This window comes from Aliiroseovarius sediminilitoris, from assembly GCF_900109955.1.
Classification (GTDB): domain Bacteria; phylum Pseudomonadota; class Alphaproteobacteria; order Rhodobacterales; family Rhodobacteraceae; genus Aliiroseovarius; species Aliiroseovarius sediminilitoris.
On sequence record NZ_FOJB01000001.1, the window covers coordinates 1,670,670 to 1,683,960 of the forward strand.

Below are 13,291 nucleotides of genomic sequence, written 5' to 3' on the forward strand. Positions count from 1 at the left end.
CTTTTTTAACGCGGGTTCGCCGCGTCACCGCATCCAGAACCCTTCGCGTTTGATCTGATTTCGGATTTTCTGTTCGCGACGGGGCAGGGCGTTCCGGTCGAACATGGCGCGCACTTTCTGGCCGCGCCCCTGATAGATCATACGCTTCATCGGATCGTATTCTTTCAGGATCTTCTTGATCTTGTTGGGTGCAGACGCGGTTTCGATCACCTCGATCACCCGGTCGCATTCGCGCGCATAAGCCAGCGGCAGAATGCGCCAGTGGCAGGTGACATCTCCGTCCATCCCGTCAAGCTCCGGCCCCGGACGTCCACCGCGAAAGCTGGGGATCACCAAGGACAAGGCGATCTGATCGAGCCAGGGGAACAACTCCTGACAGACAAGTGCATCGGGCCGGTCGTCCCGAATAGCCAGAGCATAGTCCAGAAACCGTTGTCCGAACGCGCGCGGGCAGGCGCCGAAAAACCATCCCGCGTTAAAGTACATATAGCGCTGCCAGTATTCGTCCGGGTGGCTCAGGTCCAGCGATGCCGCGTAATCAAGGCCGAACTTGTCATAAAGCGATTTCCAGGTCGCGCCATAGCCCGGCCCGTACAGCTCGACCTTGGGCCATGTTCCTTCGCGCTTCATCGAGGCGGCTGGACGGGTGAAGTCAAACGGCACCTCGGACAGCTTTCCGGTGATCACGGTGTCCGTATCAAAAAAAACAAACGCTTCGCCTTCGGGCAGCGCCAGAAGCGCCTCGATCTTGTTGCCATTGGGGTAGCTATGACCGAAATGTCGGTTGTCGAATGGAACGATTTCAGCACCAAGTGCGTCCAGCGCCTCGCGAATATGCGGCTTGATGCGTGGATCGTTCGGCCAGTGGTCCGAAGGCTGTGGTTCGGCGACTAACAGTCTGCCACCGAAATCCGGGTCGGATTGCCGTAAAGAGGCTGCAAACAACACCGCCTCGTACGACAGCCTCCCCGCCTGCGCGACGATCACAATGTTGAAATCAGGGCGTATTTTCGCCGATTTCCGGGGGGCTTTGGTCATCTGTGCTTTGCCTGCGCTTTTTATTTCGGGCAGTATAGTCGGGATGGGGGCGAGTCTGAAAGCACTTCAGGCAGGATGTGGGTTCGGCAATTTGAACAGTCGATCAACCTGTCTGCGCATCATATTGTAAATATTTGTTTATCACGTTGATCTTGAAGGAGTTGAGTATGTTGAGAAGATTGATCGCGACGATCATGCTGGCGGGTTTTGCAGCGCCATCTATGGCGCAGAACTTCACGACAGCGGATGAAGTGCGGCCAATTCTTGACGCCACCAAGGGCAGTTGGGTCGCGGTGCGGGAATACGAGGGTAAAGATCTGCTGTATTTCACGCATCTGTTGGCGTGGCGATGCGGGCTGGAGCAGATTCTTTATTCGCTGAATGGCGACAGCGAGGCGCGGTTTGACGCTGAACCCTGCTATGAAGACGAGCCTCAGCCCAATGCCATCAAGGTTGATGACAAGCTGCCCTATGTGGCGTTTGACCTGAAATCGATTGACGTGGTTTCGGTCCGGCTTGTGTATGACGACGGGACCGAAGCGACGACAAGCTATGAGCGTGCCCAGATCATGACCCAGTGACGCGTCAGAATATCGCTTCAGGTCGTGCTGTCAAACCCCCCGAACCGGCCCGCATGGAAAGTCAGTGGGCGACCTTCATGAGCCGTGACCCGGTGGACCCGTCCCAATACGATCGAATGGTCTCCCGCATCGACAATCTGTTCGGTTGTGCAGTCAAAGCGGGCCAGGCAGGGTTCGATCACCGGCACACCATGAAAATCCTGGCGACATTCTAAATTCGAGAAATCCTCGCCCTGACGCGCAAAACTGCGCGCGATGTCGATCTGGTCATCACAGAGCAGGTGAACCGCGAAATGTTTGGCGGCCACAAAGGCATCATGGCGGGCCGAAATTTTGGCTGGACACCACAGGATCAGCGGGGGGTCAAGCGAAACCGAGGTAAAACTGTTCACCGTCATCGCCAACGGACCCCGCATTGATTTGGCGGTCACGATGGTCACGCCAGTGGTGAACAGGCCAAGGGCTGCGCGAAAGGCGGCAGCGTGATCCGGGCTTGGCGTGAAGTTGGTCATGACCCTGCGGTTCCCTGTCTTCCTTAACGTCCGATTGCGGGCAACCGGGTCTTGTCAGGGGCGGACCCTAACTTGCGGACCGATGCGTGAAAAGAGCGAATGAGGTTCTGCCCGATGCCTCCTGTGCGTTTTTCATCCGTTGCGCGTCACTCGGCGACGGCAAAGCCGGAAATCAGCTGCTTCAAACCCAAGGCTGCCCCGGCCACGATGGCCAGAAAGGTTACGGGCGCACCGTAATACAGGATCGCAAAGGCAGACAGGCCTTGCCCGATGGAACACCCAAAGGCGATGACGGCACCCAGTCCCATGATGGCCGCGCCGCCGATCTGACGTTTCAACTCGCGCGGGTCTTCGCAGGCTTCCCAGCGGAAGTGCCCTTTGAACAGGCAACCAGTAAAAGCGCCTATCAAAACACCCGCAACGCTGCCGACGCCAAAATTCAACGACGAGCCGGACGAGGTCATCAGGTAGATCAGCGTATCTCCCAACGGGGCTGAAAAGGTGTGACTTTCCACCGGGGTAGCCGCAAAGCCGTTGGTGAAGACCCAGGCCGTGCCGCCCCAGCCGATCACCACGGCGAGTCCAGCGACCACGGCCCAGAATACGGTCTGGGGGGCGTGCCGCATCTCTTTGCCGGTGAACATGGCCAGGATCAGGAGCACCCCGGCCACAATGCCGATGGTAGGAGCAGACAGGCCCGAAAGCGCTTCGAGCTTGACCGAGATTGACGGCAGTGCCGCTGGGTCCGCCAGGGTTTCAGGAAAAGCAAGCACGCGCAGATGGGCCAGCGGCCCCGAGATCGCGACATATGCGGACAGTCCCATCACCACGACAATCACAAAGGCCCGCAGATCGCCACCGCCAAGCCGCGCCAACGCGCCGAAACCGCAATTGCCGGACAGCGCCATGCCATACCCAAACAGCAAACCGCCGATGACCGAGGCGAGCGGGTTCCAACCCAGCCGCATATAGATTGCATCTTCCAGCGGAATGACACCCGTAGCGATCAACAGATGGGTGCCAATCATGGCGACCCCGATCGCGATGCCCCACATGCGTATCCGCAGCGACGATCCAGCATATAACGCGTCTTCGATAGCACCAAGGGTGCAGAACCGTCCCAGCCGGGCCGACAGACCCAACATCACGCCGCCGACGAGGCCGATCAATGCGGCAAGATTGGCGTCGCTGATCCAGTCGAACATGGGTGGATGCTCCTGTATCCCGGACCGGGAATTGAACCGCCAGCTTTTCGGTCAGCGGCGAAAACCGTCTGTCTCTTTGCCTGACATCTTTCCCCGCAGGTGGCGGAACAAGACCTTTATTCGGCGGCCTTCTTCACCTGGTCCGCGTCGTCCGTCGAACAAAACAACTCGTAAATCACTTCCAGAATGCGCCGCGGGCGTTCATCGGTCAGCGAATAAAAGATCGTCTTGCCCTCGCGGCGCGGGGTCACAAGCCCTTCAAGACGCAAGCGTGCAAGTTGCTGCGACACGGCTGCTTGGCGCGCATGTAAAAGGTGTTCCAACTCGGTCACGGATTTTTCGCCGGTGACTAGATGGCACAGGATCATAAGCCGCCCTTCGTGGCTGATCGCCTTCAGAAGGGTCGAGGCGTCGCAGGCGCTGGCCATCATCTTGTCCAGCTCGTCGCTCGTCATGTCCTCGCGGATGACAGGCAATGCCATGTGGGTGTCCTCTTCGTTGATACCGCTTTCGCTGTCATATAGACGTATCGCGGTTAATGCAATCTGACTGCATGAACCATGTTTGCATCGTGGTTGCGCGGGAACATCGGGCCATTCCGTTGCCGCTGTCGGATCAGTTGGCGATCGGTGCCGGGGCTGGGTAGGTCGTCTTTTCACTCAACATCCGATCCAGCAACCCCCAGAAAAAATCCTCGCCCGGATAGCCCTGTATTCGCGCAAGTTCCTTCCCGTCTTCGATCAGCAGAAAGGTGGGTGTAAACATGACAGGGCGGTCCAGCACGATGCCCAGACTGGCCGGACCGTCCGTTTTTCGAAGATCATGAAGTTGCACCTTACGCAGCGGTGCGAACTGGCCTTCGGGGGTCTTGGGATAGATTGCCCCAAGCTCACGTTCCCATTTTGCACACCATGGGCAGCCGGGTTCTTCGACCATGACCAGTTCTGCCGCAAGGGCAGGCGGCGCAAAGAAGCCCAGTAACATGGCTGTCAGGACAGCACGAAGACGCGACATGATTTGCCCCTGTGTCGGGAAAAGGTTGACCTTGTTTCAATACAACAACTAATTTGAATATGTCCTGATTTCAAGGAATGGTCATGCTCGACATCTCATTTGCTGGTGCAGCGCTTGCCGGGGTGTTGTCTTTCTTCACGCCGTGCATTCTGCCGATGGTGCCGTTTTACCTAAGTTACATGGCCGGTATCTCGATGAACGAGTTGACGGGCGAGGGCAGGATCAGTCAGGGCGCGCAACGACGGCTTGTTGTGTCCGCGATCGCCTTTGCGTTCGGTGTGACGACGATTTTCATCCTGTTGGGGCTTGGAGCGACGGCGCTGGGGTCGGCATTTGCACGATATAAAGAACCGCTGAGTTATGTCGGGGCGGCGATCCTGTTGGCGTTTGGCCTGCATTTCCTGGGTGTCGTCAAGATCCCGTTTCTGTATCGCGAGGCGCGACTGGAAAGCACCGCTGCCCCCAGCACCCTGATCGGGGCCTATCTGATGGGGCTGGCCTTTGGCTTTGGCTGGACGCCCTGCGTCGGGCCAGCCCTTGCCTCGATCCTGATGATCGCATCGGGGATGGGCGACGTGTGGCGCGGGGCATCGCTGCTGGCGGTTTATGGGCTGGCAATGACCACGCCGTTCGTGATTGCGGCGTTGTTTGCGCGACCGTTTCTGGCGTGGGCCGGACGCAACCGGAAATATCTGCCCTGGGTCGAGCGGGCGATGGGGGGCATGCTTGTGGTATTCGCGATTCTGATCGCGACCAACAGCGTGAATGTCATTGGGCAGCTGATGTTGGAATGGATGCCGTGGTTTGGCAATGTGGGTTAGAATGGTCATTAAAGCGATTGTTTTCTTGGAGGGTTCACACGCAACGACAAGGTGCAGCCTGCAAAAAAAAACACCTGAACTTATGGTAGGATTTATAAGAAATTCAAAAATTAGAATTTGATGTTGCGCAAATTACTTAGCATGTTACCTTAGCACATAGTTGTGCACACAACGGTCATGGGAGGTATCATGAAGCGGACAACGATCACGCTTGTCGCTCTGCTTGCAGGGCTCGGAATGGCAAACGCCGAAACGGTCGCGCCTGCGGATGTCAAGTTTGAAGAAGGGGCGATTGCCCAGTCTTTGACGGGCGTCGCCGGCAATCCGATGGAAGGCGCCAAAGTCGTATCGACAAAATCACTGGGCAACTGTGTTGCCTGCCACGAAATCACTGATCTGGCTGACGTGCCGTTCCATGGTGAGGTTGGTCCGCTGCTTGACGGCGCTGGCGACCGCTGGAGCGAGGCGGAACTGCGCGGCATCGTGGCGAATGCCAAGATGATGTTCGAAGATTCGATGATGCCGTCTTTCTACAAGACAGATGGATTTACACGTCTGGGCAACGCCTATACCGGCAAGGCCCACCAGGGCGAGGTTGAACCGCTGTTGTCAGCGCAGCAGATCGAAGATGTTGTCGCCTATCTGATGACGCTGAAATAAGCGCACAGATCGGCAAACCCTATCTACAGGAGACACAGATGAAATTCACACGACGTGATGCTCTGGTGCTTGGTCTCGGCGCAACCGCCGTCGCCATGTTGCCGATGCGCGCCGCCGCCGCTGCGGAAGACGCGATTGCCGCCTTTACCGGCGGTGCTGAGATGGGCGAGGGTGGTGTCACCCTGACCGCCCCGGAGATCGCCGAGAACGGTAATACTGTACCGGTGTCGGTTGATGCGCCCGGTGCGGAATCCATCATTCTGCTGGCCGCTGGCAATCCGACCCCCAACGTTGCCCAGTTTAACTTCGGCGAAGCGGCTGGCAGTCAGGCGGCTTCGACCCGGATGCGTCTGGCGGGCACGCAGGACGTGATCGCCATCGCCAAAATGCCCGATGGAAGCTTTGTGAAAGCGTCATCGACGGTAAAAGTCACTATCGGCGGCTGCGGCGGCTAATCAGAGGAGCTTGAAGACATGGCAAAAGGTGTAAAACCCCGCGTAAAAGTCCCCAAGTCGGCAAGTGCCGGCGAAGTGGTGACATTGAAGACCCTGATCAGCCACAAGATGGAATCGGGTCAGCGCAAAGATGGCGACGGCAATTTGATCCCGCGGTCGATTATCAATCGCTTCACGTGCGAGTTGAACGGCAAGATGGTTATTGACGTGAAGCTTGAACCTGCGATCTCGACCAACCCGTATTTTGAATTCGATGCCAAGGTCGATGAGGCCGGCGAGTTCAAGTTTACTTGGTATGACGATGATGGCTCTGTCTATGAAGAAACAAAGCCAATCGCGGTCGGCTGAGCACGGCGCAAGGGAGGAGTAACAATAATGAAAAAACTTCACGGCATTGCAGCATTGATCGCTGCCGCGTTCACCGGGGCGACGATCGCCACAGCGGATGAAAACGCTGAACTGATCATCAATGGCGATATCGAGATCGTCACCAAAACCACGGCGCCCGCGCATCTGTCGGATGCGCTGGACGAAGTGATGTCTGGTTGGCGGTTCCGGTCAGATCAGACACAAACCATGCAAATGGATGATTTCGACAACCCCGGCATGTTGGGCGTCGAAAACGGGGCCGAGATATGGGCCACCGCAGACGGATCGGAAGGCAAGTCCTGTGCCGATTGTCATGGCGCACCCGAGGAGATGGCGGGCGTAAAGGCCGTGTATCCCAAGTGGAACGAAGAGGCCGGTGAAGTGCGTACACTTCAGATGCAGGTCAATGATTGTCGCGAAAACCGTATGGGGGCTGAGCCTTGGGGCTATGACAACAGCGCTGCCATCGACGTCGAGGCGCTTCTGGCGTCCGTCTCGCGCGGGATGCCTGTCAATGTCGCCATTGATGGCCCAGCGCAGGCCACGTGGGAAAAAGGCAAGGAAATCTATTACACACGCTATGGCCAGTTGGAACTGAGCTGCGCGAACTGCCATGAAAACAACTATGGCAACATGATCCGCGCTGACCACCTGAGCCAAGGCCAGATCAACGGGTTTCCGACCTATCGCTTGAAAAACACCAAGCTGAACGGGTCGCATTCGCGCTTCAAGGGCTGCATTCGTGACACCCGCGCCGAAACGTTCAGCACAGGATCGCCCGAGTTCGTGGCGCTTGAGCTTTATGTCGCTTCGCGTGGCAATGGCCTGTCGGTCGAAGGGCCGTCAGTCCGCAACTAAGTCTTTCGCCCCGTCCGGGTTCATCCGGGCGGGGTTTCTTTATGTCAATATATTCAAAGCACTGCATGGATCGCGCGTGTTCAGGTGCTGACGAACAAAGGGAAACCGCTCATGATCTCTCGCCGCGACTTTCTTCAGGTCTCGATGGCTGCCTCGGCGCTTTATGGCACGTCGGGTTTTGGTAACTGGGCGCGACTGGCTGCGCAGCAGGCGCTGACACAGGATGATCTTCTGAAGTTCGACACGTTTGGCAATGTCAGCCTAATCCATATCACCGACATTCATGCGCAACTGAAACCGATCTATTTCCGCGAGCCCGAGATCAATATTGGCGTAGGTGCTGCCAAAGGGCAGATGCCGCATGTGACCGGCGCGGCGTTCCGTCGCGCTTACGGTATCGAAGATGGATCACCGTCTGCTTACGCCCTGACCTATAACGACTTTGCCGCGTTGGCACAGACTTATGGGCGTGTCGGCGGGATGGATCGTGTGGCCACGGTGGTCAACGCCATTCGCGCCGAACGTCCCGACGCGTTGCTGCTGGATGGGGGCGACACCTGGCACGGGTCTTACACCTGCTATCACACCGAAGGGCAGGACGTGGTCAACGTAATGAACGCGCTGAAACCCGATGCGATGACGTTCCATTGGGAATTCACGCTGGGATCGGACCGCGTGAACGAGATTGTCGACGGGCTGCCCTTTGCTGCCCTCGGCCAGAACATTTTCGATGCTGAGTGGGACGAACCCGCCGAACTGTTCAAACCCTACAAGTTCTTTGAACGTGGCGGGGTCAAAGTTGCCGTGATCGGTCAGGCCTTCCCTTATATGCCCATCGCCAATCCCGGCTGGATGTTCCCCGAATACTCGTTCGGTATTCGCGACGAGAACATGCAGGCGATGGTGGACGAGGTGCGCGCGGCAGGGGCCGAACTGGTTGTGGTGCTCAGCCATAACGGCTTTGACGTGGACAAGAAAATGGCCAGCAAAGTCAAAGGGATCGACGTGATCCTGTCGGGCCACACCCATGACGCGCTACCCGAACCGGTGCAGGTGGAACAAACCTTCATCATCGCGTCAGGGTCGAACTCGAAATTCGTCAGCCGCGTCGATCTGGATGTGCGGGATGGCAAGATGATGGGGATCCGTCACAAGCTGATCCCGATCTTCGCCGACGTGATCACACCGGATGCTACTATCACCCAACTGATTGACGAACAGCGCGCGCCCTTCAAGACCGAGTTGGAAGAGGTGATTGGGACCACCGACACGCTTTTGTATCGTCGCGGCAATTTCAACGGATCGTGGGATGACCTGATCTGCGATGCGCTGATCAACGAACGCGAAGCCGACATCGCCATGTCGCCCGGCGTGCGTTGGGGGCCGTCGATCCTGCCGGGGCAGGAGATCACGCGCGAGGATATCTGGAACGTCACCTCGATGACTTACGGCAAAGCATACCGCACTGAAATGACGGGCGAGTTCATTCACACGATCCTTGAGGATGTTGCCGACAATCTGTTCAACCCCGATCCCTACTACCAGCAGGGCGGTGACATGGTGCGGATCGGTGGCATGGGCTACCGCATCGATATCACCAAGCCACAGGGTGACCGGATCACCGAAATGACGCTGTTGAAAACCGGCGAGACGATTGATCCGGCCAAAACCTATGTGGTCGCTGGCTGGGCATCGGTGAACGAAGGCACCGAAGGCCCGCAGATATGGGACGTGGTCGAAAGCCACATCAAGAAGCAAGGCACCATCAGGCTGGACCCGAACAATTCAGTTGCAGTGGTCGGCGCCTGATCCATCACGGCTTGGGGCTACACGGTTCCGAGCCATTTTTCTGGCCTATTCATGTGCATAGGCGAATGTCGAGATGTTAGAGGAGAGATGCCAAATGAGTGACAGCTCTACGAAATCGGGCACATCCCGTCGCGCGTTCCTGAAAGGGGCTGCCGCAACCGGGGCGGCGATTGGGGCCGCGGGGACTGCACGCGCCGAGGGTGATCCGCTGATCACCGAAGTGCAGGACTGGGCCACCGGTCTGGGCGACGGAGTGGATGCGACGCCCTATGGTCTGCCGATTGAATTCGAAAACGATGTGATCCGCCGCAATGTAGAGTGGCTGACGGCAGACACGATCTCGTCGATCAACTTCACGCCTATTCACGCGCTGGATGGGACGATCACCCCGCAGGGCTGTGCATTCGAACGTCACCACTCGGGCGCGATCAGCCTTCGCAAAGAAGATTATCGCCTGATGATCAACGGGATGGTCGATACGCCGCTGGTCTTCACCTATGCCGATCTTGAGCGTTTCCCCCGCGTTGCGCGCACCTTCTTTCTGGAATGCGCGGCCAACACCGGCATGGAGTGGGCAGGCGCGCAATTGAACGGGGCGCAATACACTCATGGCATGATCCACAACATGGAATATACCGGCGTGACCCTGCGCACCCTGTTGGAAGAAGCCGGGCTGGGTGCGGCTGGCGATCTGGCGGGTAAATGGATCTATGTGGAAGGCGCGGATGCTTCGTCCAACGGTCGCTCGATCCCGATTGAGAAAGCGCTGGACGACTGCATGATTGCTTTCAAAGCCAACGGCGAAGCACTGCGGATGGAGCATGGCTATCCCGTGCGGCTTGTCGTGCCCGGTTGGGAAGGCAACATGTGGGTCAAATGGTTGCGCCGGATCGAGGTGTTGGACAAACCGGTGGAAAGCCGGGAAGAAACCTCAAAATACACTGACACACTGGCTGACGGCACCTCGCGCAAGTGGACCTGGGCAATGGACGCCAAGTCGATCATCACCAGCCCCAGCCCGCAAAAGCCGATCACGCACGGCAAGGGGCCGCTGGTCATCACCGGGCTTGCGTGGTCGGGCAACGGCGCGATCACGGCGGTCGATGTGTCGCTGGATGGCGGCCTCACGTGGCAAGAGGCTCGGTTGGCCGAACCCGGCAAGCCCATGGCACTGAGCCGCTTCTATCTGGAGATCGACTGGGACGGGTCCGAGATGTTCCTGCAATCGAGGGCGATGGACGATACCGGATATGTCCAGCCAACCAAAACGCAACTGCGCGAGGTGCGTGGGTTGAACTCGATCTATCACAACAATGGTATCCAGACCTGGCATGTCAATGCGAACGGGGAGGCGAACAATGTCGAAGTTTCCTGAATTCTTAATGGCGACCGCCATTGTCGCCCTGACCGCCGCGCCCGCGATGGCGGAAAAGCTGGGCTTGGGACGCGCGGCAACCGCCGATGAAGTGGCAGCGTGGGATCTGGATGTGTTCCCGGATGGGTCAAACCTGCCGGAAGGCTCGGGCGACGTCTTGACCGGAGAGACCTTGTTTTCAGAAAACTGCGCGTCTTGCCATGGTGAATTCGCCGAAGGTGTGGGCAACTGGCCGAAATTGGCAGGCGGCGAAGATACCCTGGCGGATGAAGACCCGTTGAAGACGGTGGGGTCTTACTGGCCTTACCTGTCGACCACATTTGATTATGTGCGCCGCTCCATGCCGTTCGGTTCCGCGCAAACGCTGTCGGATGACGATGTCTATGCGATTGTCGCGTATATTCTTTATTCGAACTACCTGGTGGAAGACGATTTCACCTTGTCGAAAGAAACGTTTACAGACGTGACAATGCCCAATGCGGACGGGTTCATTGTCGATGACCGGCCCGAGACCGAGTATGGCAAATTTACCGAACGCTGCATGAGCGATTGCAAATCCGGCCCGGTTGAGATCACGCGCAACGTGGTCTTCAAGGGCGATCCGAATGCGGGTGCTGACGGCGGCGAGGTGGAAACCACAGCCCCCGCCGCAACGGACGAGGCCCAAGCCCCTGCTGCCGAAGAGGCAGCGCCCATGGCTGTCGCCTTTGATGCCGATCTTGCCGCCGATGGCGAGAAGGTCTTCAAAAAATGCAAGGCCTGCCACAAGGTGGGCGAGGGCGCGAAAAACGGCGTTGGACCTGTTCTGAACGGAGTCTGGGGTCGGACCGCCGGAACCGTCGAAGGGTTTAAGTACTCCAAACCGATGATGGCAGCCGGCGAAAGCGGGTTGGTCTGGGACACAGAGACGCTTTCGGGCTATCTGGCCAACCCGCGCAATTATCTGAAGGGCAACAAGATGACATTTGCGGGCTTGAAAAAGGACGCGGATATCGAGGCAATCCTCGAATTTTTGAAGTCAAACAGTCAATAGGATGCCCATCCCCAACCTGGGCACCGTCGGAATGCGGCGGTGCCCTTTTTTGGGTGAATGTTGGTAGGGTCAGAGAGCTGTGCTAGGCTGAGCATAGGGCCGTCGGCCTTGTCACGCAGGCGTTTGGCGGCATGAAAGGTGCATGAACCATCAGGAGGGTCCGATGCGCATACGATCAATTTTCCTTGGTGTTGTGAGCCTGTTTTGGGCGACATATGTGACGGCTGCCGAGTTGGGCGATGATGGATTGCACAAACAGCCCTGGTTCACCGACAGCTTCCTTGAAATGGCCGATGATCTGGCCGAAGCCGGTGCGGATGGCAAAGACCTTCTGATCCTGATCGAACAACAGGGTTGTCCCTATTGTCGTGAGCTGCACGAGGTCAATTTTACCCGCCAGCAAATCGTGGACCACCTGAAGGAATACTACATGGTGGTGCAGTTGAATCTGTTCGGGGCGCGTGAAGTTGTCGATTTCGATGGTGAGGCATTGGAGGAACGCGCTCTTGCGGTCAAATGGGGTGTCAATTTCACACCGACCGTTGTGATTTTCCCCTCGGATGCGTCTGACACGAGCACTGCCCGCGCCGCCGAAGCCTTTCGGATGCCCGGCTATTTCAAGCCGTTCCACTTTCTGAAATCGTTGGAGTTTGTGACGACCGATGCCTATCAGGACCAAGTGTTCCAACGCTATCTTCAGGACATTTTTCAACGAATGGAAGAAAAGGGCGAAACGCCTGACGTGTGGTGATCGGCACGCGCGGCCATTGCACGCAAAATGGTATGAAGAAGAATATTCAGAGGGTTGTTCCAGCGCGTTACAGATTTTGCACGCTTTGGAAACGGCGCGTCACGCTCGGCCTTGCCGCCATGATTTTCGCGGCGACCTCTGCTTTTTCAAACGAGATCGGAGACGCCGAAAAAGGCGAGGCGGTGTTCCGCGAATGCTCAGAATGCCATTCGGTCGGACAAGGCGCGAAAAACCGGGTTGGTCCACACTTGAACGGCATTTTCGGGCGACGAGCGGCGGGGGTTGACGGGTTTGACTATTCCAACGGTCTGACCCGCATGGGCAAAGATGGGTTGGTCTGGAACTTTGATCTGCTGGATCGTTATGTTCAAAACCCCAAGGCGTTCGCGTCCGACACGCGCATGGCGTACAAGGGGTTGAAGGACGCCGGTCAACGGTCTGATTTGCTGTCGTTTTTGCGAAGATACTCGGATGATCCCAGCAACATTCCGGAAGCTGCACCCACCGCTGCGGGCACGGATCACTCGGTCGATGCGGCCATCCTCGCCATTCAGGGCGACCCGGATTATGGCGCATACCTGTCGTCGGAATGCACATCTTGCCACCAGCTCAGCGGTAACAACGACGGCATTCCGGGCATCATTGGCTGGCCTGCCGAAGATTTCGTGGTTGCGATGCACGCGTATAAGGACAAGTTTCGCCCTCATCCCGTGATGCAGATGATGGCCGGTCGCCTGTCCAATGAAGAGATCGCCGCCCTGGCTGCCTATTTCGAAGCTGCCCGGCCATGAGCGGGCAGGCCGGAACTGG

At 57.5% G+C, this 13,291-nt stretch carries 16 protein-coding genes; 11 read left to right on the forward strand and 5 right to left on the reverse strand.

Going from position 1 to position 13,291, the window contains the following annotated elements; genetic code table 11:
• Positions 1-24: 24 nt before the first annotated feature.
• Positions 25-1,038: a hypothetical protein gene (locus tag BMY55_RS08240; RefSeq protein ID WP_091429825.1), complete on the reverse strand. Its 1,014-nt coding sequence runs from the start codon at positions 1,036-1,038 to the stop codon at positions 25-27.
• Between the two features lie 167 nt (positions 1,039-1,205).
• Between BMY55_RS08240 and BMY55_RS08245 the strand changes: the two genes are divergently transcribed.
• Positions 1,206-1,619, forward strand: coding sequence for a hypothetical protein (locus BMY55_RS08245; protein ID WP_091429827.1), 414 nt, complete (start codon positions 1,206-1,208; stop codon positions 1,617-1,619).
• A 17-nt stretch (positions 1,620-1,636) separates the two neighbouring features.
• Here the strand turns inward: BMY55_RS08245 and BMY55_RS08250 are convergent, their stop codons facing one another.
• The 4 genes from BMY55_RS08250 to BMY55_RS08265 form a co-directional block, all read right to left on the reverse strand.
• Positions 1,637-2,131 carry a flavin reductase family protein gene (locus BMY55_RS08250; RefSeq protein ID WP_091429828.1) on the reverse strand — a complete coding sequence of 165 codons (495 nt, stop codon included), beginning with the start codon at positions 2,129-2,131 and terminating at the stop codon, positions 1,637-1,639.
• Positions 2,132-2,277: 146 nt separating this feature from the next.
• Positions 2,278-3,336: a YeeE/YedE family protein gene (locus tag BMY55_RS08255; RefSeq protein ID WP_091429829.1), complete on the reverse strand. Its 1,059-nt coding sequence runs from the start codon at positions 3,334-3,336 to the stop codon at positions 2,278-2,280.
• A gap of 116 nt (positions 3,337-3,452) precedes the next feature.
• Positions 3,453-3,818 (reverse strand): ArsR/SmtB family transcription factor, encoded by a 366-nt coding sequence (locus BMY55_RS08260; RefSeq protein ID WP_091429831.1) that lies wholly within the window; start codon positions 3,816-3,818, stop codon positions 3,453-3,455.
• Positions 3,819-3,951: 133 nt separating this feature from the next.
• Positions 3,952-4,350, reverse strand: coding sequence for a thioredoxin domain-containing protein (locus BMY55_RS08265; RefSeq protein ID WP_091429833.1), 399 nt, complete (start codon positions 4,348-4,350; stop codon positions 3,952-3,954).
• Between the two features lie 83 nt (positions 4,351-4,433).
• On the opposite strand from BMY55_RS08265, the gene BMY55_RS08270 reads away from it, so the two are divergent.
• The 10 genes from BMY55_RS08270 to BMY55_RS08315 all read left to right on the forward strand — a co-directional run bounded on the left by BMY55_RS08270 (position 4,434) and on the right by BMY55_RS08315 (position 13,272).
• A complete protein-coding gene (locus tag BMY55_RS08270; RefSeq protein ID WP_091432199.1) occupies positions 4,434-5,171 on the forward strand; it encodes a cytochrome c biogenesis CcdA family protein in 738 nt (245 codons plus the stop codon).
• 189 nt (positions 5,172-5,360) lie between these two features.
• Complete coding sequence (gene soxX, locus BMY55_RS08275; RefSeq protein WP_091432201.1) at positions 5,361-5,831, forward strand: sulfur oxidation c-type cytochrome SoxX; 471 nt, start codon at positions 5,361-5,363, stop codon at positions 5,829-5,831.
• Positions 5,832-5,869: 38 nt separating this feature from the next.
• Positions 5,870-6,286: a thiosulfate oxidation carrier protein SoxY gene (gene soxY, locus BMY55_RS08280; RefSeq protein ID WP_091429835.1), complete on the forward strand. Its 417-nt coding sequence runs from the start codon at positions 5,870-5,872 to the stop codon at positions 6,284-6,286.
• Positions 6,287-6,304: 18 nt separating this feature from the next.
• Entirely contained in the window at positions 6,305-6,634 is a 330-nt protein-coding gene (gene soxZ / locus BMY55_RS08285; protein ID WP_091429837.1) for a thiosulfate oxidation carrier complex protein SoxZ, read from the forward strand.
• Positions 6,635-6,661: 27 nt separating this feature from the next.
• Positions 6,662-7,513 (forward strand): sulfur oxidation c-type cytochrome SoxA, encoded by an 852-nt coding sequence (gene soxA / locus BMY55_RS08290; protein ID WP_091429839.1) that lies wholly within the window; start codon positions 6,662-6,664, stop codon positions 7,511-7,513.
• Positions 7,514-7,624: 111 nt separating this feature from the next.
• A complete protein-coding gene (gene soxB, locus BMY55_RS08295; RefSeq protein WP_091432203.1) occupies positions 7,625-9,322 on the forward strand; it encodes a thiosulfohydrolase SoxB in 1,698 nt (565 codons plus the stop codon).
• Positions 9,323-9,416: 94 nt separating this feature from the next.
• A complete protein-coding gene (gene soxC / locus BMY55_RS08300; protein ID WP_091429840.1) occupies positions 9,417-10,697 on the forward strand; it encodes a sulfite dehydrogenase in 1,281 nt (426 codons plus the stop codon).
• Complete coding sequence (locus tag BMY55_RS08305) at positions 10,681-11,730, forward strand: c-type cytochrome (protein WP_091429842.1); 1,050 nt, start codon at positions 10,681-10,683, stop codon at positions 11,728-11,730. Before soxC ends, BMY55_RS08305 begins: the two co-directional genes overlap by 17 nt.
• A gap of 163 nt (positions 11,731-11,893) precedes the next feature.
• Positions 11,894-12,481, forward strand: coding sequence for a thioredoxin family protein (locus BMY55_RS08310; protein WP_177179310.1), 588 nt, complete (start codon positions 11,894-11,896; stop codon positions 12,479-12,481).
• Positions 12,482-12,600: 119 nt separating this feature from the next.
• Complete coding sequence (locus BMY55_RS08315) at positions 12,601-13,272, forward strand: c-type cytochrome (RefSeq protein WP_091432204.1); 672 nt, start codon at positions 12,601-12,603, stop codon at positions 13,270-13,272.
• The last annotated feature ends 19 nt before the right edge of the window (positions 13,273-13,291 follow it).